Source organism: Oceanobacter mangrovi (genome assembly GCF_019740315.1).
In the GTDB taxonomy this organism is placed as follows: Bacteria; Pseudomonadota; Gammaproteobacteria; order Pseudomonadales; family Oceanobacteraceae; genus Oceanobacter; species Oceanobacter mangrovi.
Map to the genome: position 1 here is coordinate 411,118 of NZ_JAHXZR010000002.1, position 21,075 is coordinate 432,192.

Annotated in this window: 14 protein-coding genes; all 14 read left to right on the top strand. The window is 53.4% G+C overall.

Annotation, left to right across the window (positions count from 1 at the left end; genetic code table 11):
• Nucleotides 1-7 precede the first annotated feature (7 nt).
• The 14 genes from tssC (K6123_RS05845) to K6123_RS05910 all read left to right on the top strand — a co-directional run bounded on the left by tssC (K6123_RS05845) (nt 8) and on the right by K6123_RS05910 (nt 21,074).
• The gene (gene tssC, locus K6123_RS05845) at nt 8-1,456 is read left to right on the top strand and encodes a type VI secretion system contractile sheath large subunit (protein ID WP_221795094.1); all 1,449 of its coding nucleotides are present in this window, start codon (nt 8-10) and stop codon (nt 1,454-1,456) included.
• Between the two features lie 114 nt (nt 1,457-1,570).
• Nucleotides 1,571-2,116 carry a type VI secretion system tube protein TssD gene (gene tssD / locus K6123_RS05850; protein WP_221795096.1) on the top strand — a complete coding sequence of 182 codons (546 nt, stop codon included), beginning with the start codon at nt 1,571-1,573 and terminating at the stop codon, nt 2,114-2,116.
• A gap of 145 nt (nt 2,117-2,261) precedes the next feature.
• Entirely contained in the window at nt 2,262-2,957 is a 696-nt protein-coding gene (locus K6123_RS05855) for a type VI secretion lipoprotein TssJ (protein ID WP_221795098.1), read from the top strand.
• A gap of 76 nt (nt 2,958-3,033) precedes the next feature.
• Nucleotides 3,034-4,425 carry a type VI secretion system baseplate subunit TssK gene (gene tssK, locus K6123_RS05860; RefSeq protein WP_221795101.1) on the top strand — a complete coding sequence of 464 codons (1,392 nt, stop codon included), beginning with the start codon at nt 3,034-3,036 and terminating at the stop codon, nt 4,423-4,425.
• A 10-nt stretch (nt 4,426-4,435) separates the two neighbouring features.
• Entirely contained in the window at nt 4,436-5,095 is a 660-nt protein-coding gene (locus tag K6123_RS05865; RefSeq protein ID WP_221795103.1) for a DotU family type IV/VI secretion system protein, read from the top strand.
• 26 nt (nt 5,096-5,121) lie between these two features.
• Nucleotides 5,122-8,622 (top strand): type VI secretion protein IcmF/TssM N-terminal domain-containing protein, encoded by a 3,501-nt coding sequence (locus K6123_RS05870; protein WP_221795105.1) that lies wholly within the window; start codon nt 5,122-5,124, stop codon nt 8,620-8,622.
• The gene (tssC, locus tag K6123_RS05875) at nt 8,622-10,340 is read left to right on the top strand and encodes a type VI secretion system contractile sheath large subunit (protein WP_221795107.1); all 1,719 of its coding nucleotides are present in this window, start codon (nt 8,622-8,624) and stop codon (nt 10,338-10,340) included. Before K6123_RS05870 ends, tssC (K6123_RS05875) begins: the two co-directional genes overlap by 1 nt.
• 22 nt (nt 10,341-10,362) lie before the next feature.
• Nucleotides 10,363-10,857, top strand: coding sequence for a type VI secretion system tube protein TssD (gene tssD, locus K6123_RS05880; RefSeq protein ID WP_221795108.1), 495 nt, complete (start codon nt 10,363-10,365; stop codon nt 10,855-10,857).
• A complete protein-coding gene (gene tssE / locus K6123_RS05885) occupies nt 10,857-11,279 on the top strand; it encodes a type VI secretion system baseplate subunit TssE (RefSeq protein WP_221795110.1) in 423 nt (140 codons plus the stop codon). The genes tssD (K6123_RS05880) and tssE overlap by 1 nt, the downstream gene beginning before the upstream one ends.
• Nucleotides 11,280-11,287: 8 nt before the next feature.
• Nucleotides 11,288-13,012 carry a type VI secretion system baseplate subunit TssF gene (tssF, locus tag K6123_RS05890; RefSeq protein ID WP_221795112.1) on the top strand — a complete coding sequence of 575 codons (1,725 nt, stop codon included), beginning with the start codon at nt 11,288-11,290 and terminating at the stop codon, nt 13,010-13,012.
• Nucleotides 12,976-13,968, top strand: a complete 993-nt coding sequence (gene tssG / locus K6123_RS05895; protein WP_221795114.1) for a type VI secretion system baseplate subunit TssG — start codon at nt 12,976-12,978, stop codon at nt 13,966-13,968. Before tssF ends, tssG begins: the two co-directional genes overlap by 37 nt.
• An 84-nt stretch (nt 13,969-14,052) precedes the next feature.
• A complete protein-coding gene (locus K6123_RS05900; protein ID WP_221795117.1) occupies nt 14,053-16,848 on the top strand; it encodes a type VI secretion system tip protein TssI/VgrG in 2,796 nt (931 codons plus the stop codon).
• A 6-nt stretch (nt 16,849-16,854) separates the two neighbouring features.
• Nucleotides 16,855-20,007, top strand: a complete 3,153-nt coding sequence (locus K6123_RS05905; protein ID WP_221795119.1) for a DUF2169 domain-containing protein — start codon at nt 16,855-16,857, stop codon at nt 20,005-20,007.
• The gene (locus tag K6123_RS05910; protein ID WP_221795121.1) at nt 20,004-21,074 is read left to right on the top strand and encodes a pentapeptide repeat-containing protein; all 1,071 of its coding nucleotides are present in this window, start codon (nt 20,004-20,006) and stop codon (nt 21,072-21,074) included. Before K6123_RS05905 ends, K6123_RS05910 begins: the two co-directional genes overlap by 4 nt.
• Nucleotide 21,075: the final 1 nt, after the last annotated feature.

The following is a 21,075-nucleotide window of genomic DNA, read 5'->3' on the forward strand; positions in this document are numbered from 1 at the left end:
CGAAAAGATGACTACTGATGCCGTAATGGAAGCTTCTCTGGTTGGTGAAGTACTGGGCTTTACCCGCATCCCTGAAAACGATGAAAGCTATCCGGTGGTGAAGCAGGGTGTTGAAACCTTGCTGCAAGAGCTGCTGAAGCAGGACGAACAGTCAGTTCGTGTCGACAAGTCGTTTGTCGATCAGATGATCGAAGAACTGGACGCCCGTTTGAGCAAGCAGATGGATGCCATCCTGCACAATGAACAGTTCAAGAGTCTGGAACGTCCATGGCGCAGCCTCAAGTTTCTGGTTGATCGCACGGATTTCGCCCAGAACATCAAGCTGGAAATCCTCAACGCCAGCAAAGAAGACCTGATCGAAGATTATGAAGATGCACCGGACATTACCCAGTCTGGTCTGTACCGTCGTGTCTACACCGACGAATACGGCCAGTTCGGTGGTGAACCGTACGGTGTTGTGCTGGGTGATTACACCTTTAATCACCATGCCAAAGACATCAACCTGCTGAGCGAGATGGCTTCTCTGGGTGCTATGACCCATGCGCCGTTTATTGCCGCTGCCAGCTATGAATTCTTTGGTATCGACGATTATGAAGAGCTGCCTTCGCTGAAGGAGCTGGAGTCCATTTTCGAAGGTGCCCAATACGCCAAGTGGCAAAGCCTGCGTGAGTCTGATGACTCCCGTAACCTGGGTCTGGTGATGCCAGATTTCATGCTGCGCCCAACCTACGGCGAAGATCTGATGGTGCGTTCGTTCAACTATCAGGAAACCGTTTCTGGCAAGCAGGAATACCTGTGGGGTAATGCTGCGTTTGCTTATGCCAGCCGCCTGGCTGACAGCTTTGCCAAGTTCCGCTGGTGTCCAAACATTATTGGTCCGCAGTCTGGTGGTGCCCTGGAAGATCTGCCAATTCATGTGGTGGATGTGGATGGTACGGACCAGATCAATGGCCCGGTTGAGATCGTAATCTCTGACCGCAAGGAATTTGAACTATCTGAAATGGGCTTTATCCCGCTGACCCTGCGCAAGGGTGGCGATAATGCGGTGTTCTTCTCTTCCAACTCCGTACAGAAGCCGATCAAGTTCGAAAACACCGAAGAAGGCAACGTTGCCGAGATCAATTACAAGCTGGGTACCCAGCTGCCGTACTTGTTTATCGTCAGCCGTCTGGCGCACTACATCAAGGTGTTGCAGCGCGAAAACCTGGGCAGCTGGAAAACCCGTGCTGACCTGGAAACCGAGCTGAACAAATGGCTGCGCCGCTACGTGGCAGACCAGGAAAATCCGTCCCCAGCGACTCGCAGCTCTCGTCCGTTGCGTAAAGCTGAGATTACGGTCTCTGAAGTTGAAAACGATGTGGGCTGGTACTCAGTGTCATTGAGTGTGACGCCACACTTCAAGTTCATGGGAGCTGATTTCACTCTGTCCCTGAGTGGAATTCTTGAGCGGGGCTAAGGCCTGACACGCCGCTTCGTAGAGGCGGCGTAATACGTTTTGTAAAGCGACGCAGTCATAGTTCGGGGTCTTGCACTCCGATTTATGGGCAACCAATAAGATAGGAATCAAGACATGCCAAATGAAATTTTCGTAACTATCGAAGACTCCGAAGGTAATAACCTGACAGAAGGCGCTTCTTCCAAGGAAAGTATCGGTGCCTACTACAAGGAAAACCACGAAGACAAAATCTTTGTGCAGGCACTGGAACAGCGCAGCGTTCTGCCAACGGATCCTCGCAACGGTCAGGTGACGGGCGTTCGTCGCTACGAATACCTGGAAATCACCAAGCTGATCGACAAGAGCAGCCCACTGCTGGCTCAGTTGCTGTCCCAGCCGACTGACCTGAACATCCATGTTGAGTTCTACCGTTCTCCAGACGAAACCAGCTCTGGTGAGCCAGTTCGTTACTACCAGATCAAAATGTCTGAAGCCAAACTGATCAGTCTGGAAACCCTGTCTCCAGACGCGATGAACCCGGCTAACGACAATTTCATGGCCTACGAGCGCGTTCGTTTCAGCTTCAACGCAGTAGCCTGGAAACACGACGTAAGCGGTACTGAAGCGGTTGATACTGCTTCTAACGGCGAAAACGCTGAAAGCGTTGCATTCGACGATTAATTCAGTCGATTGAACGGGCAGGGGGGATGGATCTGTCCCCCTTGTTTGTATCTGGAGTCCGGGTTTATGGCCCAAATCAGATCACTACTAAAAGAATATGTGGATTGTGCCGCGGTCTGGCGTCACCTTGGAAAGGTCTAAGGATATGAAAAAGTTCATCGCAATTCTGGGGTTGGTTATCAGCCAGCTTGCCATGCAGGGTTGTGCTACCAAGCCGCTTGCCTGGAATGGCAGCATTGAAGATGAACCGCCTCTGAGTATTGATGATGCCAACGAATCCGGTAACAACTGGGTTTGGCTCGATCAGACATCTGACTGGTTTTATCGCGATGGCGATCCGGTCAAAGCCGATTACATGACCTGGGACTACGATGGCAAAGGTATTGCCATGCGTTTTGTTGCGCCCAAACAACTGAATCTCCATTCCGGCAAACCGCACACCCTGTATCTGCGGGTGTACCAGCTCTCCGACCTCAAGGTGTTTAACGACATCAGCAAAAGCCAGGCTGGTATTCGTGAGCTGCTGACCAGCGCTGAGATTGATCCAACCTTTCTGACCAAGGAAGAGTATGTGATTGCGCCGGATGAAATGCTCAAAGTCACCCTCGAACGGATGAAAGAAACCCGCTTTGTGGCAATTGTGGCCGGTTATTACCAGCTCGATCCCAAGGAAGTGGTGCGTGTCTTCCCGATTCCTGCCGTGGCTGCCCGTAATGATGGTGGCTGGATGACTCGTCTCAACCCGTTTGCGGACGACTTGCCGCCGGAAGCTGCACGTATCAAGGCATGGGTAGATCTGGGTGTGACCAAGGTGTCACGCCTGCAAATGATCGCTGAATAATATTAATTTCCCGCCGTGCCGGTGCCGCCAAAGGTAACCGGCGAGGCTGAAGGTTTAACCTGTAAGGATTTCATCGGTGAACTTCAAACAGCCGCTTTCCTGGTATCAGGGGCAGTTTCTGCAGCCCCAGCATTTTCAAGCCGCCAGTTATCACAACGAGCAGCTGGTCATTCAGTATATGCGTGAGCTGACGCCGTACCCCTGGGGTGTGGCGCGCATGCAACTGGAAGAGCAGGCGCTGGCTGGTGGCGTGGTGGAACTGCGTTATATCAAGGCTCTGTTTGAAGACGGCACGCTGGTGGAGTTTCCTGATAACGCCCATGTGCGCTCCCGCAGCGTCGATGGTTTCTGGGATGATCGTACCCAGCCGCTGAAGGTTTATCTGGGCTTGAGCAAGCTCGACCCAACCTCTGCCAACGTTACCGAAGTACCAAGCCTGGCTTCGGCACCACAGATTCACAGCCGTTACGTCGGTATTACCGAAGGCGCGGAAATGTCCGATCTGCATCAGGGCAATACCAGCACTTCGGTGAAAACCCTGCAGTACGCGCTGGCGCTGTATTTTGAATCGGAAATTGCCGACCTCAACGACAAGCAGCTGATGCCGCTGTTTGCACTGGAGCAGCACGGTGAAGAAATCCTGCTCAGCGAAGACTGTATTGCGCCGGTGCTGAAACTGTCCGGCTCCGCCTTGCTGATGAGCCGTATCAAGGGCATTCGTGACGAACTGCTGGGTCGCAGCAAGCAGCTGGAAAACTACAAGAATACGCCAACTTCGCGGGCAGCCGAGTTCAACCCGGTGGCCGAACGTTACCGTTCCGCCTTGCGTTTGCTGGCTCATTACGCGCCGATGCTGCAGCACTGGTTCGAAAATCCGGGAGTGCATCCAGCCGATATTTACGGCTGTCTGCGCAGCCTGATTGGTGAACTGAGCACCTTCTCGCACAAGGTTAACCTGCTGGGTGAGTCCACTGGCAATGGCCCGTCCTTGCCGCGCTACAACCATAATGAACTGGCGGCGACCTTCCTGGCCGCCAGCAACATGATTGTCAGCTTGCTGGACGAACTGACCGTCAGTCCGGAACTGCTGGTGCGCTTCAACCGCGACGGCAGTAACCGCTTCTCGGCCGAGCTGCCATCCGAGTTCTTCGCCCGCCAGAACGATTTGTATCTGATGCTGGAAAGCAGCCGACCATACGCCGAGCTGGCGGAGTCGTTCGAAGGCTTCGCCAAGCTGGGTGCCAGCAAGGAAATCGACATCTTCAGCCAGCGCGCCATTCCGGGTATTACGCTGCGTTTGTTCCCGGATCAGCCAACCGGTCTGGAGCGTCGTCCGAAGGTGTCTTACTTCACGCTCGATCGCGACAGTGAAAAATGGAAGTCGGTATCGGATCAGGGCCAGATTACCCTGCTGTGGGATGACGCCCCGGCAGACCTGGTCGTCGAGATGGTTGTCGTACGCGGCTAAGGGATGACAGATGAGACTCATTGATTGCTTTATCGACAGTTTGGCCTACACGCTGGAGCTGGTACGCAATGCTGGTACTGGCATGGCTGCCGCCAGTTATGAAGACGTTCGCAGCCATTTGCAAAGCCAGCTGAACTCGGTCGAAGGTCCTGCCAGTCACGGTGGTTACAGCCTGCCGCAGGTTCGCACCGCACGTTTTGCGGTCATCGCCTTTATCGACGAGCAGCTGGTCTCGAACGACTGGCCGGGTCGTGACGCCTGGGCGCGCAATTTGCTGCAACGGGAGTTCTACGAAACCACCAACGCCGGGGTCGAGTTCTTCACTCGTCTTGACGCTCTCAACCCGTTTAACCCGGCCGAGCTGGACATTCGTGAGGTGTATTACTACTGCCTGACACTGGGCTTCTGTGGCAAGTTTTACGGTGAAGGTGCGCAGTCTTCACTGGCCAAAATCAAGCGTGACAACTACGAGTTGCTGGTGGACGAGAGTGGCGACACCAGTCTGTTCCCGGAAGCACTCGGCCAACAGAAAAGCAGTAGTCAGCTGAAAGCCCGGCGTGATTTTACCGCCCTGTATTACGGTCTGCCGGTGTTGCTGATTATTGGTTCGTTTTTCTATTTCCGTAAAGAGATGTTGGACATGGCCAACTTCCTGTTGATCTCCGTATAACCAGCAGCCAAGAGAGAAGTTGATCCATGAAAAAATTCTTTAAATTCCTGCTCTGGTTACTGGTCTGGCTGCTAATCGCCGCGGCTTGTGTGGCTGGTGCCTTGTTCACCGGTAACAGCCTGGAACTGGGCCTGCAGATCTTTGGTGTCATTTTTGGCATCTATCTGGCGTTTATCATTATTCGCAAGATCGTTATCTATTACCGCGCCAAGAAGAAAGTGGAGTCACTGGTTAATGTCGAGAAGACCAGCGGTGAAAAACGCAGCCTGAACTTCTGGAAGCAAACCAGCGGCCTCGACAAAAACTTCAAGGCAGTGCTGAAGATCCTCAACGGCAGTTACCTCAAGGTTCATGGCGAACCCGTGTATGTGCTGCCGTGGTTCGTCATGTTGGGTCACGACAACAGCGGCAAGAGCCATGCGCTGGGTCAGGCCAACCTGCCGATGCCCACCATTGAAGGCCAGACGGCGCTTAACAGTGATGACGGTCTGAACTGGTATTTCTACAACCAGGCCATTGCCATTGATACCCCGGGAACCTACATCGCCGATGTTGAAAGCAGTCGTAACGACGAGTGGCTGAAGCTACTGTCGTTGCTCAACAAACATCGTTCCCGCGAGCCGATCAACGGCGTTGTAGTGGCGCTGCCGATGGATGTGTTGCTGGAAGGCAACAGCCAGAAGCTGATCGAAATGGGTACCCAGGCGCGCAAGAACCTTGAACAGCTGATTCAGGTGCTGCACGTACAGGTGCCGATTTATCTGGTGGTGACCAAGCTGGATGAACTGCCGGGTGTGAACGACTGGATTGCCACCATGGATCAGGACAAGTTCCGTGATCCTCTGGGTCTGATCAACCAGAAAGAACAGCAGCCAGAAGATTTCGTTGAGCAAACCGTTGCCGCGATTGGCGAACGACTGAAGTATTTGCAGCTGTCTGCATTGCAGGACGAACAGGCCAGTGCCGATCTGATCCGCCTGCCAACCCGCTTTGAAGCGCTGGAGCGCCATCTGGTGACCTATGCCCAGAGCATTTTCCAACAGAACCCGTATCAGAAAACACCGATGTTCCGTGGCCTTTACTTTATTGGTGAAGCCCGCAACGTCGAATTGCAGACCGATTCCCAGGGCCGAGGCCTGTTCTCGCACCGCCTGTTTACTGAAATCGTTCCGGCCGAGCGTGGCCTGATTTCGTCACTGGCGCGGGCCGAGAAGGTAGAAACCAACCGCAAGCTGGGCAAGGCTGCGATCTGGTATCTGGCTTCCGCCGGTGTGTTTGCAGCGCTGTATTCCAACTACCGTGGCAACTTCGGCCTGCTCGAAGACATGACCAACCAGAATGCCGGCAGCTTTGAAGAAGCGGTGGCGCTGGAGCAGAACATCAACACCCTGTACGACTACCGGGCGATGGTGAATAAGCTGGCCGATAACAACTGGGCGCCCTGGTTTGGCATGGCGGTGGAAACCCCGGCATTTGTCTCCGGCCTGCAGGACATGTTTGCCGAACGCGTCCACAGCCGCCTGATTGCCCGGGCTGACCAGGTGTTCTCGACCGCCATGAACAGCGCCATGTATTCCAGTGGCGAGGTGTCGGAAGAAGAAATCGTCGCCTTCATCAGCACGCTGGTACGCCGTATCAACATTCTTGATGCCTACATGGGCGGTGCCAGCGAAAGCGACCTCAACGAAATGCCGTTGCCGTACAGCGACAGCGACGCCGACCTGTTTGGCATTCGTGACGTTGCTACCGTCGACAAGATGAACAATCTGTACCTGCAATCCTTGTTATGGACCACCGACAAGAGCCAGCTGGAACAGGATCTGAAAATGATGGAAGACCAGCTGCGCAGCATTCTGGTCAAGAGCAAGGCGCTGGCCAACTGGCTGATTCCATGGGCCAACCGGGTATCCCAAAACGAAGTCGTGAAAGTGTCTGACTTCTGGATCGCCGGTACCGGTGAAATGAAAAATGACGTGGTGATTTCCGGTGCCTACACGCTGGCCGGTAAAGAGCAGATCGACAGCTTTATCGAGCAGATTCGTACCACCAAACGCTACGATGAAATCCTTGATGAAATTCTGCCAGGCTTCCAGGCGACTTATCAGAAGCAATATCTGAAGCAGTGGGAATCCTTTGCCAGCAACTTCTTCAATGGTAGTCAGAAGCTGCGTAACCGCGATGAGTGGCTGACCGTCATCAACAATTTGTCGACCGGCCGCAACATTTTCTTCAACGCACTGGATCTGGTTTACGAGCAGATCGAGCCGTACAAGGATGACGCTGGTCTGCCAGACTGGGCCACGATGGTTTCCTACTATCAGGACATGCGTGCCTACGGACCGGATGAAAACACCGATAATGGCAAGCAGAACAAGGTGCTGGCCAAAATGGCTCTCAAAGTGGTTGGCAAGGCTGGCCCGGTTGGCAAGGCTATTGCCGGTGCTGGCAAGTCAGGCATGAAAACCCAGAAGAAACTCGACAAGGCCGCTGGCAAGTCGGGCCCGTCGGTTGACGAGCGTGAAATGCAGCTGGAGCAGGCGGGTGCCTTGCTGGGCGATTACCGCAAGTCGCTGTCTGACTTCGTTTACAGTGCCGAAACCCGCTCCGTTTCCTACGCTGCCATGGCGGCGCTGTACACCACGCCGGATCGTCCGGATACAGGCGACAGCTCGCTGGCGGGTGGTTACAAGTCACTGAAGAGTCTGCAGGCAATTGTTGGCAAGGAAAACCGCGACAACCGTGCTTTCTGGAACCTGTATATGGGTCCGTTGCAGTTGATGCGCGAGTTCATGCTGGATGAGTCGGCCTGTGAAGTGCAGCAAAACTGGCAGAACAACTTCCTGGCAGCGCTCGAAGGCGTGCCGGAGTACAAGTTGCCGGAACTGGCATTTGGTGAAGGCGGCAAGCTGTGGCAGACCCTGGATACTGATTTGATGCCGTTTGTGAAAGCCCAATACGGTGCCGGTTACAGTGCCCAGCGTGCGCTTGGTGACGTGTATCCGTTGACCGCTGACTTCCTCGAATTCGCGGCCCGTGCCAAGGATGCCAAGCAAGCCAAGCAGGACACCTATCGTGTTGATGTTAAAGGCATGCCAACCAGTACCAACCTGGATGCCAAGTATCACGTCAGCAAAACCGTGCTGGAACTGCGTTGTGCTGATCAGGTAACTGATTTGACCAACCTCAACTTCCCGGTGACCCAGAACTATCAATGGAACAACGCCTGTGGCGATGTCAGCCTGACCATCGACCTGGGTCGTTTCACGCTGCAAAAACGTTACGAAGGTCCACTTGGCTTCCCGCTGTTCCTGCAGGATTTCGCCAGCGGTCAGAAGCGCTTTACGCCATCGGATTTTCCGTCCAATGCCGAGCAGCTGCGTGAGTCTGGTGTCAGCTTCATCGAAGTGGAATACCGCATCACCGGTCAGGAAGCCTTGCTGAAGTCGCTGGATAACCGTGATCTGGTGATTCCGCGCGAGATTGCCCAGTGCTGGCCAACGCCAGTTGCCGCGGTGGCAGAAGAATAATGGCTGCCGCAGCGACCCCGTTCTGGGACAAGTTTTCATTCAGCTATCAGGCCATTGGCTCTGAAGCTGAACTGAAACTGCCGCTCAAGCTGCTGGTGATGGGCTCGTTCTCGGGCCGGGATGTCACCGAGCAGCTGCCAACGCTGACACCGATTCAGGTTGATCTGGCAAGCTTTGACCGGATTCTGGCGGGCTTCCGGCTGGAACTGTCGATTGAGTTGCTGCAACCCACTGACGGTGCTGGCATTGGCGTTGAATTTATCGATATTCCGGTGAATTCACTGCAGGACTTCGAACCGGCCCAGCTGTTGCGCAACATTCCCTATCTGACCATGCATCTGGCCTTGATGCGCAGTTTCCAGCAAGCCGCTGGTGCGCTGGAGCTGGCGCAGTTCTCTGCTGCTGAGCAGCAACTGTTGCGTCGTTGTGGCGTCAGCGGTGATGTGGTTCCTGCGGGTGAATGCGATTTTGTCGCCATGGATCTCAATGAGCATCTGCATCGACTGATCGACAGCATTCTGCATGACGAACAGTTCCAGCGCATCGAAGCCATCTGGCGTGGCCTCTGGCAGGTGTGCCAGGTCGCGCACCAGTTCGATGACTGTGAAATCGATATTCTCGATGTCAGCAAGGACGTGCTCAACGAAGACTTCCTCGCCAATCGTGATGTGCGTGAAAGCAAGTTGTTCGACGTGGTGTATTTCAACGAATTCGCCCAGTTTGGTGGTCAGCCTTATGGCGCCATCATCGCCGACTATGAGTTTTCGCAGGGCGCAGAAGATATTCAGTTGCTGCGCAGCATTGGTCAGGTTGGTTATGCCGCCCATGTGCCGTTTGTTGCTGGCGTCAGCGCCCATCTGTTTGGTAAGGACGACTTCAGCGATCTTGGTGGCAACGTCGATATTGCCGAACTGCTGTCCGGCCCCCGGTATATCAAGTGGCGCAACCTGCAGCAGGAACACTGGGCCAACTATCTGGCGCTGACCCTGCCGCGTATCCAGTTGCGCGACGGTTACCGTTACCCGGCTGGCCAGATCGGCTTGCTGCCGTATCAGGAAGACGTCCGGCTGGCGGCCAATAAATCCCTGCTGGGCAACGCCTCATTCGGTTTTGCCCAGTGTCTGCTGCGCAGTTTTGGTGAACTCGGCATCTGCACCCGCATTTGTGGTGAAGAGGGCGGGCGCGTCAGTTCGCCAGCCAGGGTAGACCCGGTGTTGGGCAGCTATCCGATTGAAACCCGTTGCAGCGAACACCGGCTGGCGGAGCTGAGCGCGCGCGGCTTGATGCCGCTGACCGTCAACAGCGCCAATGGCGAAATGTATTTTGCCAGCGCCTATTCGATGCGTTGGGGCGGCCTTAATCAGCCGGGCTGGCAATACGGCGATTCGCTGCTGGATATGCAGGTTGAAGCCCAATTGCCGTACCTGTTTGTGGTCGCCCGCATTGCTCATTACCTTAAAGTGGTGCAGCGCGAGGCGCTTGGTGGACTGCAAAGCAAGGGCGAACTGGAAACCGAATTGAACCGCTGGTTGCGCCGTTATGTTTCCGATGTCGATAACCCGGCACCGGGCATTCGGATGCGCAAACCACTGAAGCAGGCCGATCTGCGCGTCATGACCGACGACGAAGGTGGCCTGCATATGGAATTGGCCGTTACCCCACACATGAAGTTCCAGGGTCAGGATTTTACCCTGGCGCTGAACCTGTTGGCGGATTAACCGCAACTCGGAGCGAAGCATTATGGCGCTTATTGGTTATATGACTGTTGCCGGTGCAGACCAGGGCAACATCGAAGGCAGTGTCACCCAGATTGACCACGAAGGTGAAATTGAACTGCTGAGTTTTGAGCATCAGATTGAAGTGCCTGGGGCGGGTGGTTCGTCGATCAGTGCTGGTGCGCCGGTGCATGGTGCCATCGTACTGAACAAGCTGGTCGACAAAAGCACCCCCAAGCTGATGCGGGCGATGGAAAAGCGCGAAGTGCTGACGGACATCGTGATCACCTGGTATCAGCCAACGGCGTCGGGTCAGGCCGAACGTTTTTATCAGCTGCAGCTGCACAATGCCCTGATTACCCGCGTGCGCAGCTGGATGCCACATCAGTTTGAAACCAGCCAGGACAACTACCGGCTGATGGAAGATGTGGCCATCAGCTACGAAAAAATCCTCTGGAGCTGGGGCCTCGATGGCGAAGTGGAATTTGAAGCCGAAGCCCGTAGCGGAGGCGCTGAATAATGGCGTTACGGATGCTGGAGCGTCTGGCAACACTGGATTTGTCTGACGACCAGCGGCGGGTGATGGCACAGCAGGATTTGCTGTTGATCTCGGTTCGCCACCATTTGACCCGGCTGTTGAATACCCGTGCTGGCAGCGTGCTGGTGGACCCGGATTTCGGGGTGCCAGATATGTCGTCCGGGCCGGGCAACAGTGTGATGGTCAACGCCGACATGATGGCGCAGGCGATGCTGGCGGTGGTTCATCGTTACGAACCACGGCTGCATCAGCAAAGCCTGCGCATCGTGCTGAGCAATGACGATAACGTCTCTATCCGTCTTAGCCTGGATGGCTTTCTGCTCGACAACGGCAAGCAACGGCCGGTCAGTCTGAAAGGCGTCGTCAGCTCCGACGGAACCATAGAATTTGATCCTGTAGCGTAGGGTGCGCGGTGTTAACTGACTACTACAAACAAGAAATTCGCCGACTCAGGAAGATCGCCGCGGATTACACCAGGTCCAACCCGGAACTGAGCCGGGCACTGTCCGGCGACAGCGCTGATCCGGACGTCAGTCGGGTACTGGAAGGTGTCGCATTCCTGTCAGCCAACATTCGTCAGGAACTGGACCAACAGTTTCCGAAGCTGCTGCACAGCCTTGCCCAGGTGGTTTGTCCGCAATACATCCGGCCGCTGCCAGCAACCACAATTATGGCGTTCGAACCGCGAGCCAGCCTGACCCAGCCGTTGCTGATCGAAAAGGGCACCTTTATTGATTCGCGCGCGGGCGAGCAGGGCAGCTGTCGTTTCCGGACCACCGAAGACATGACGTTGCTGCCGCTGTTGCTGGAGAAAGTCGTCACGCTGCCCGAAACCCAGACTCCCCAGCTGGCGGTTGAGCTGCATTTCACCCTCCAAGGCACCACGCTGGATCAGCTGCCGATGCAGTCGCTGCGGTTGTATCTGGGCGGTGAGTTTGCTGATGCCAGCGATCTGTATTTCCTGCTGCGCCAGCAGCTGAAGTCGTTGACCCTGGTCTCTGGCGGTGAAATCAGCCTGCCAACCTCAGCGGTGGACGGTACCGGTTTTGGCGTTTCCCAGAGTATTTTTGGCCAGCGTCGTGGTGTTATGCCAGCGGTCGATCTGTTGCAGCAGTATTTCCTCTGTCCGCAGAAGTTCCTGTTTGTGGATATCGACCTGAGCAACTGGCGTCACCGTAGCGGTGACCGCTTTGTGCTGCGCTTCACCTGCAAAAAGCCGAATTTCAGTCTGCCAACACTGGGCAAGGAACACTTCGTGATCCATGCGGTGCCAGCTGTAAACCTGTTTGAGCACAAGGCGCAGTCGATCCTGCTGGACCCGCTGCAACAGAGTTTCCAGTTGTTACCAGCGATCAGTAATCACTCTGAAGATGCCGTGATTTATTCCGTTGATGATGTTGAAAGCGTCGCCCGTGGTATGGAAAAGGCTCGTGAATACATCGAATTCGGTGGTTTTGTCAGCAGCTCTGACGAGTCCGCGGTGTACGAAATCCAGTACGACAGCGGCCAGAATTCATTGAACCCGGATGTTTATCTGAAGCTGGCCTTCCCGCCAGGTCAGCAGCTGGAAGCCAAGGAAATCCTCAAGGCCCAGTTGACCTGCAGTAACGGTGAGCTGGCTGACCGGTTACAAGTGGGCGATATCTCGGTTGCAACCAGCAGCACGCCAGAACTGGCGACCTTCAAAAACATCACCAAGCCAACCCCGGCGCGACGTATTCCGATGGATGGCGACAAGCTCTGGCGGATGATTTCGCACCTGTCGCTGAACTATCTGTCGGTCACTGACGCCGACAGCCTGCGTGGCTTGCTGACGCTGTACGTGGCACCGGATGCCAAGGCCAAGAGTGATCGTTTGCTGAACGAGAAAAAAATCGAGGCCATCACGGCAGTGACGGTGAAGCAGTCGGAAACCCTGTTTGGCCATTCCTTTGTACATGGCCAGGAAATCAAGGTGCAGCTGAAGTCCGAGTTTTTTGCCAGCCCGGGTGACAAGTTCCTGTTTGGTTGCGTGCTGGAGCAGTTTTTTGCCGCCACCTCGGCGATCAATGTGTATTCCGAACTGGTGTTCGAAGATTTCTTTAGTGGAGAGCAGCTGCAATGGCCAGCGCGGATCGGCAGTCGCCCACTGCAATAGAGCAGGCATTGCTGAGCGATGCGTCGGCTTACTCGTTTGAACGGGTGATCGGAGCTCTGACTGCGCTGGTGATTCAGCGTGGTCAGGAGCCAGCCCGGATGATTCGGGTGCGGCCGTTGCTGTCGCTGCAGCAGCCACGCAGTCAGGTCGTTGCTGTGCGCCAGCAGGAAGACGGTGGTTATGAAGTCGCAACCAACTTCCTCGGCCTCTACGGTGGCTCGTCGCCGTTGCCAGCCTTCTATACTGAAGAGTTGTTGGCGCTGGAGCAGGAAGATCAGACATCGGCACGCCTGTTCATCGACGTGATTCATCAGCGCCTGTATCAGCTGTATGCCGATACGCTGCAACAGTACGACAGCCTGCGCCGCACCATTGAACGCCAGCACAGCGGTTTCAGTGACCTGCTGCTGAGCATGATTGGTAACCGCGACGAAGCACTGCGCAGCAAGCTGCCAGCGGAGTCGGAATTGCTGGGCTTCTTCAGCTTGCTGGCATCACCGCAGCGTTCGGCGCGCGGATTGGAAAGTTTGCTGAGCGGCATTCTCGCGGGGGTGCCGGTACGAGTAGAGGAATTTGTGACGCGCAAGGTGAAAATCCCCGCCCGTCACGTCACCCGGCTGGGACTGTCGTCCTGTCAGCTGGGTAAAAATGCCTTGGTGGGCGATCAGCTGATCGACCGTCACAACAAGATTTGTATCCACCTCGGGCCGATTGACTCCAGCGTCTTTCGCAGCCGGGTGGCCGAGCCAGCACAGTGGCAAAAATTTTGTGCCTTCGTGCGTTTGTATCTGAACGCACCGATTGAAGTGGAAGTACGGGCGGCCTTGCGGCAACGCGGCTCCCAGGGTGTACAGCTGGGCCAGCGACTGTGGTCGCAGTTGGGTGTAGACACCTGGTTGCAACAGCCGTCCGATAACGACAATGAAGTGATGATCAGCACCTTGCACGTCGCCTGACGGGCGTTATGCAAGGACTGTTGGCCACAGGCCAGCCGGTGGTTGCTGTTGCAACCTCAGGTTAACAAGATTGAGTAGATGATTATGAGTGATCAAATCCGGTTTACCTTTGCACTGTCAGGTGCCCAGCAAAACGAGCAGCTGAATGTCTTGCGTTTTGAAGGTGACGAAGGAATTTCGCGCCTCTATGAATTCAATATCGAATTGCTGTCGGCCAATGCCGATCTGGATATCGACTCAATCCTGCAGCAACCAGCCAGCCTGACCCTGACCCAAGGCGACGACAGTCGCGTGATTCAGGGCATTGTGTCGCGCTTTGACGCCGTCCGTCAGGTTAACAACCAGGTGCTTTACAAGGCTCGTCTGGTACCGCGCCTGTGGGAATTGTCGCTCTATCACACCAACGAAGTGTATCTCGAGATGACGGTTCCCGAGATCATCGAGCAGGTGCTGGCCGAAGCCGGTTTTGAAAGCGTGGATTATGACCTGTCTGATCTGCAGGGCGACTACAAGAAGTGGCCTTACAAGTGTCAGTACGGCGAAACCCATCTGGACTTCATCTCACGCCTGATGGAGCGCGACGGCATTTATTATTATTTCACCACAGGTGATGCGGGCGAGAAGATCATCTTCTGTGATGATTTCAATATGCAGGCTGACCTGCCCAAGCCTGCGGTTGAATACAGCGCTGCCGAGTCGCTGGAAATCAACAGCCGCGCCAATGTGGTCTACAGCTTTGTTACCCAGCAGCAGCGTTTGCCACACAAGGTGCTGCTGAAAGACTACAACGATGACAGCCCGTCGGTCGATATCATGGGCGAAGCCATCATTGATGACAGCGCCAGCAAGAGCAGTGAAATCTACGTCTGGGGCCAGAATATTGAGACCGTCGAAGAAGGGGAGCGGCTGGCGGAAATGAGGGCCGAACAATTTCGTGCCGGTAAGCTCATGTTCCATGGTGAAAGTGCGGTCAACCGTCTGATCCCGGGCTTTTTCTTCAAACTGGATGGCCACTTCCGCAAGGTCTGTAACCGCGATTACTGTTTGCTGGCATTGCACCACGAAGGCAGCGACAAACGCCTGCTGGAATCCAGCAAGGCTGAAAGCGGCGTTGCCTATTTCAATGAACTGACCGCGATTCCGGCAGACGTACAATACCGTCCGGCGCTGGAAACCCATCGCCCTGAAATTCACGGTGTGCTAAATGCCTACGTCGACGCCGAAGGCGATGGCCAATACGCTGAAATTGACGAAGAAGGTCGATACCGTATTTTGCTGCCATTCGACCGTATCGACCGTGACGGTGGCAAGGCCTCCCACTGGATTCGCATGAGCCAGCCATTCGCCGGTGAACGTCAGGGTATGCACTTCCCGCTGCGCAAGGGCACTGAAGTACTGCTGACGTTTGTGGGTGGTGACCCGGATCGGCCAGTAATTTCCGGCTCGCTGCCAAACGCCGGTGCACCGAGTATTGTGAACTCGGAAAACCACACCAACAGTGTGATCCAGACTGCCACTGGCAGCAAAATTGAGATCGAAGACAAGGAAGGCAGCAACCGCATCAAGTTCCAGACTAACCAGAACAACAGCTACATGCACCTGGGGGCACCAAACCACGCGGGTGACGGCTGGGTTGTGGTAACCGATGGTATCGAACGTAAATACATCCAGGGCGGCCAGCGCATCACAGTATTGGTACGGGACGCCGACCTTGAAGACGGCGAGACCATTTCCAGCAAACGTTCTGATAACTCATCATCAGCAATTGATGAGTACGATCTGGATACTGCTAATCACTTCCAATTCAAAATCAAGTCGTCGGAAGGAGATGGCGTATCTGATGATGATATGGAAGATAGTGATGAGCTTTCAGGCAAGTATCTGATTGAACGGCGGGTCGGGGATAAGTACCTCTGGACCGACGGTAACGAATATATCTATGGCGGCGGCAACGTTTTTGAATTCGGTAATGGCTATACCGAAGTACACGCCAATGAAGATGGTTGTGATGGTGATGATGCCGAAGTTTGGCCTGAGGGTAATCGCCTTGGAGTGCCAGGTGTCAGTGGTGGTGAAATCGATCTTGATAAAACCCTGGTAGAAAAGGTCTGGGCGGATACTATCAGTTATCAATGTGGCAATAACTATGGTTACGGTGACACTGCTGATTACAACTTCGGCAATGGTTACGAAGAAAATCATATGGATGAGGGTAATGAGATTAATGCCGGCCATAAAATGGATAAGCTTCACAAAGGTGGTCCTAATCCTGGTGGTATTAAAAGTGAATCCGGCCTGGGTATGCACTCTGATTCAACGTGGATAACCAAGAACTTTGGTGATTCATATGAGTATACCGATGGCAACTCTCTTGAAATTCAATACGGTAAATCTGAAGCCCATTATTACGGTAATACCTGGGAATGCTATTACGGTGCTATGCAGGAGCGCGTAATTGGCGCAACTCAGGGTATGTATATTGGTACTGTTAATGAAGTCGCTTTAAGTGCGGTTACTGAAATGACGGCGGGAGCATCCCTGGAAACGTTTATAGGTGCTTGGGCTGAAATGAAGTTGGCAGCGGCCTTCGAATTGTGTGCAGGGACAAAAACCTCAATTGATACTGGGGCTAGAACAGTAATCGATGCCACAGTAACTACAGAAGTAAAAAAAGAGGAGCTGGATGCTGCAAGTACGGCGGTTTCTGCTGCCCAGAATGTACTTGCCACTGCAAATTCGATGGTTGAAAACTCAATTGCAGATGTTGAAGTAAAGAAGACTGCAATTGCCAAAGCCGAGGCTGAGCTGAAAAGTGCTAAGACTTCGCTAGAGGAATATCAGAGCAAAATAGTTACCGCCAAGGCTAGTATTTGGATGTAGTTATTGATGAAAATATCCAAAGCACGCTGTGTCTCAGCTGAATCAAAAGTTATCGGGTATAATGGTCGATTTATTCAGACTGTTAGTATTCTGTTGCCATTTTCTTTGAAAAATCCTTCTCGTGCGTTTGTAGAACAGGACATCTATGCTGCTTTCGAAGATGCAATGGGTGAATGCGCCATGGATTCAGGCGTTCCAAAACATTCTCCGGAATATATGTTGTCGGCGAGATGTTTCGCTCCTGATAATGTGGCGGCAGAGTCTGTGTTGGTTCGGGCTGAAATTGGTAAACTCAAAAAAGAGTTGCTGGTGAGTGGTGAGCGTTATTGGCAACCGCTTGGTTTGCCGAGTAATCCGGTGCCATTTACACAAATGCCATTGCAATACAGCAATGCCTATGGTGGGAAGACATTTGAGCGCAATGTCAATGGCAAAGGGCTGTTGGCAGATGAGGACGGTATTCAATGGCTGGCTAATGTTGAATATTCGTCCGATCTGGCTGTAAGTAGAAGTGCAAAAATCAAACCTGCATCTTTTGCACCGTTGAACCCGTTGAATGAGCCACGTATTTCACGTTGTGGCAAGCCTTCAGACGGTGAAGACCCGTATAGTTATCCGAAAAATATTGATTGGCACTATTTTAATGATACCGCTTCGGATCAATGGTTTGATGAACCATTGACCGGTGAAGAAAATTTCCGATTTTTTAACATGCATCCGGAACACCCAGTGATATCGGGTAGTTTACCGCCTTGGCGCGGTCGTGCATTTATCAAGCGTGTTAAAGAGGATCATTCAGCTGTTATTGAAGAAATACCAATGACACTGGATACGCTATGGTTTGCACCGCATAAGGATATGGGGGTATTGGTATTTCACGGTTCGGCGGCAGTATCTGATCGCTACGGCTCCGAAATTCAGCATTTACTGGTTGCATCTGAGCATAAAACAGCAGACCGCCGTGATCTGGCTTGGTATCAGCAGGCAATGCTGAACCGTGAAGACGATGATCAGGCCATCAAGTTTATGCTTTATAGCCGCGATATCGTGCCATCAACCGTTGATCTGGACGAGTTGGATAGTGACGATCCGGATGCGGTCCAGATGTTTATGGGTAAAAACATTGGCAGTCACGTAGACCAGGTTAAAAACTCAGCCTTTGACGATGTGAAAGCACAGCTTTTGGTTATGCAAAGGAAGTTCGATGAAATTCTTGCCCAGAAGCCAGAGGAGCAGTTGCAAGGTGCCATTGACAGTGCTGATGACGAGCTGCGAGCGGCCATTCTTTCTGGTGCCAACAAATTTCAGATAGACACGCTGTCAGCCCGCAAAGCAGGGCTTGAAAAGCAGCAAGTGGACTTGAAGAATGATCTGGCGAATAAGCGTCAGCAAATAGCTGATATTGAAAAAGTGTTGGCGGAGGGGCCCAAAATTGAAGACCCCGATTTGCAGGCTCTGCTCGACTTTGTTGAGCAGATTATGCCAAAAAGCAAGAACAGGCCTGATGAAGTCGACTTGATGGCAGTCGACATGAAAAAACTCAGTCAGCTGGGTGATAAAATTGACGAGTACGTGAAGAAGCAGTTGGCCAAGACTGAGCCCGACGTACGTAAGGGGTTTGAAGAAGGCAAGGCCCAACTGGCAGCTGCTGCCGAACAAGTGACTGCGGCGACTGCGGAAGATGAGGAAACCCGCCAGTCGCTGGCAGAAGCCAAAGTAAAAATCGAGCAAGCCCAGCAAGATTTACTGCAGGCTGAGGCTGATACTTGGGCTTTGCTGCGCGGCGAGAAGGTGATAGGGCCAGTTTTCAGGCCTCCTACAGCCGCTATTTTCGATCAGCCTCTAGCTGAACTGGAATCTAATGCCGAACAGGCTGTCGCCCAACTGAAGGCCGCTCAACCCGGTATAGAGGCTGCTATTAAAAGTTTGAATGAACTCCAGTTGCAAGCCGTGGTGGGATCTGCGGATGCGCTGGCTATCCAAAAACAACTGGAAGAGTTTGCGGCGGCACCATCACTGGATGATGTTAAAGCGCAGTTTGACAAAACATATCAGGATTTACGCTTTCGGCAGCAAGAGTTTGAAGCTGATCAGGAGGGGCAACTGTGGGATACCTACAAAATGGGTGCTCATATGATGGACGAAGGGTTACCTCCGCAAAATATGCCCCTGACTGAAGTAGCCGCCCTGTTTGCCGCAGGAAAGGCAACGGCAGGCGCTCTGAAAAATGGTGACTGGGCGTGTTTGCAATTTGCCAACGAAACCTGGCAAGGACTGGACTTGACTGGCGCATTTCTGGAGCAAACCCGATTTCAGAATTGCCGTTTTGAACAGGTGGATTTTTGCAAAGCGATTCTGGCTCGGGCATCGTTTGAAGACTGCCAGTTTGTTGGTTGTAACTTCAACGATGCCAATTTCGGGGCTGTCGTACTTGTAGGCAGTTCATTTGAAGATTGTTCCTTCGGCGCAACGATACTCTCTTACGGCAAGTATCAGCAGGTACGTTTCAGTCATTGCCAGTTGCACGATAATCAGTCGCTGGAACTTTCGATGCAGACAGTTTCGTTTGATCAATGTGAGGTGTTTGGTCTCAACTTGATCGAAGCCAGCTTGCCAGACTGTCGTTTTGTGAAGTCCTGGCTGAAAGGCTGTGTCTTTATTGAACTGACCGCCCCGGGTCTGGTGGCCTATGAATGTAAACTGGAAAGTGTGGCCTGTACTGACACCAAAATCCCGGATGCAGATTTCAGCGGTACAGACATCAAAACGCTGGTTTTCGCTGGTGACTGTGACCTCAGTCGAGCCAATTTTTCAAACAGCTCGGGAGAGGGCCTGACCGCTGCTGGCTGTAACCTGCAGGGTGCGGATTTTTCGGGTGCCAGCCTGGCGATGGCCTACCTGGCGGATGCCAATCTGAGCAAGGCTAACCTTCAGCAAAGCAATTTCCCGCAGGGCATGTTCCAGATGGCCAACCTGGAGGGAGCGCAGTTTCAGGGGTCCAACCTGTTCGAAGCCAATCTGGCTGCCAGTCGTCTGGTGGCTGCCAACTTCCGTAACAGTAACTGTTTCTGTGTGAATTTCCTCGATGCAACTCTCGGGGACACCCATTTTATGGGTGCAGACCTGGGTAATACCTTGTTACAGGATTGGCGACCATGACAGTAACAGCGGAACAACTGGTGGCCATGGTTAAAGGTGGCGAAGCTGCTCTGGTTGATGCTCTGGACTTGTCAGGCCAGGTGTTAACCGGGCTGGACTTGACTGGTGGTGTTTTTTCGAAGGTCGATTTCAGCAATGCTGATCTGTCGGGCAGTGACCTGCGTGAATGCACTTTTCTGAACTGCCGGTTTGATAACAGCATATTTGTTGAAGCTGATCTGCGTAACAGTGACTGGATCGAGCCCAAAGGCCAGAACGTCGACTTTTCCCATGCAGTGATGCGCGGTATGAGTCTGATTGAACCTGAAATGCCGGATCTTAAGCTGATTGAAGCCGATTTGTGCGATTCCAACTGGGTCACTGCAGTTATTCCCCGGGCAGACTTCAGCAACAGTCAAATGGAAGCGGTATCGTTTGTGACCCCGGTGCTGACGGACGCGGTCTTTAACGGCTGCCGTTTGCACCGGACTGTGTTTCTTGAGGCTGACTTGCGTGGCTGTTCATTCGATGGCGCGACTCTGGGTACTCTGGTTTTTAATGATGGCCAATGTCAGGGGTTGGATTTCAGTACAACCAACACAGACAACGCACTGCTACAGTTCCAGAAAGCTGATTTGACCGGCGCTAACTTCACCGGCTGCACGTTGAAAATGTGCGGTTTTATGGGCTGTAAACTGCATCAGGTGGATTTCACGGGTGCGGACTTGTCCCAGGCGCTGTTGGCTGAGGCTGAGCTGGTGGGGGTGAAGGCGAATAAAGTCGTGGTTGAACAGGCGATGTTTGCCAAATCCTCGTTGAGTGGTTGTGAATTCCGCGGTGCCAAAGCCGAGCAATCCAATTTTTCTGAAACCCGCATCGACGGCTGCTTTTTTAGTGGCGCGGTACTGACGTACGCCGATTTTTCCCATGCGGGTATTTTCAAATCTGATTTCAGTAATTGCGAACTGACCAGAGCCAACTTCCATTGTATGGACGACGGTATGGTGCTGTGGTCGGGGTCCAACAAGGGCGACGCCTTGGGCACGGATCCAAAACGCAAAAAAGCCGAATCCTTCAAGGTGACATGAT

Coding starts and splice junctions, on each gene's coding strand:
- tssD (WP_221795108.1), top strand. CDS start 10,363: ATGGCGCTTATTGGTTATATGACTGTTGCCGGTGCAGACCAGGGCAAC.
- tssC (WP_221795107.1), top strand. CDS start 8,622: ATGGCTGCCGCAGCGACCCCGTTCTGGGACAAGTTTTCATTCAGCTAT.
- K6123_RS05870 (WP_221795105.1), top strand. CDS start 5,122: ATGAAAAAATTCTTTAAATTCCTGCTCTGGTTACTGGTCTGGCTGCTA.
- tssE (WP_221795110.1), top strand. CDS start 10,857: ATGGCGTTACGGATGCTGGAGCGTCTGGCAACACTGGATTTGTCTGAC.
- tssD (WP_221795096.1), top strand. CDS start 1,571: ATGCCAAATGAAATTTTCGTAACTATCGAAGACTCCGAAGGTAATAAC.
- K6123_RS05910 (WP_221795121.1), top strand. CDS start 20,004: ATGACAGTAACAGCGGAACAACTGGTGGCCATGGTTAAAGGTGGCGAA.
- tssG (WP_221795114.1), top strand. CDS start 12,976: ATGGCCAGCGCGGATCGGCAGTCGCCCACTGCAATAGAGCAGGCATTG.
- K6123_RS05900 (WP_221795117.1), top strand. CDS start 14,053: ATGAGTGATCAAATCCGGTTTACCTTTGCACTGTCAGGTGCCCAGCAA.
- K6123_RS05865 (WP_221795103.1), top strand. CDS start 4,436: ATGAGACTCATTGATTGCTTTATCGACAGTTTGGCCTACACGCTGGAG.
- K6123_RS05855 (WP_221795098.1), top strand. CDS start 2,262: ATGAAAAAGTTCATCGCAATTCTGGGGTTGGTTATCAGCCAGCTTGCC.
- K6123_RS05905 (WP_221795119.1), top strand. CDS start 16,855: ATGAAAATATCCAAAGCACGCTGTGTCTCAGCTGAATCAAAAGTTATC.
- tssC (WP_221795094.1), top strand. CDS start 8: ATGACTACTGATGCCGTAATGGAAGCTTCTCTGGTTGGTGAAGTACTG.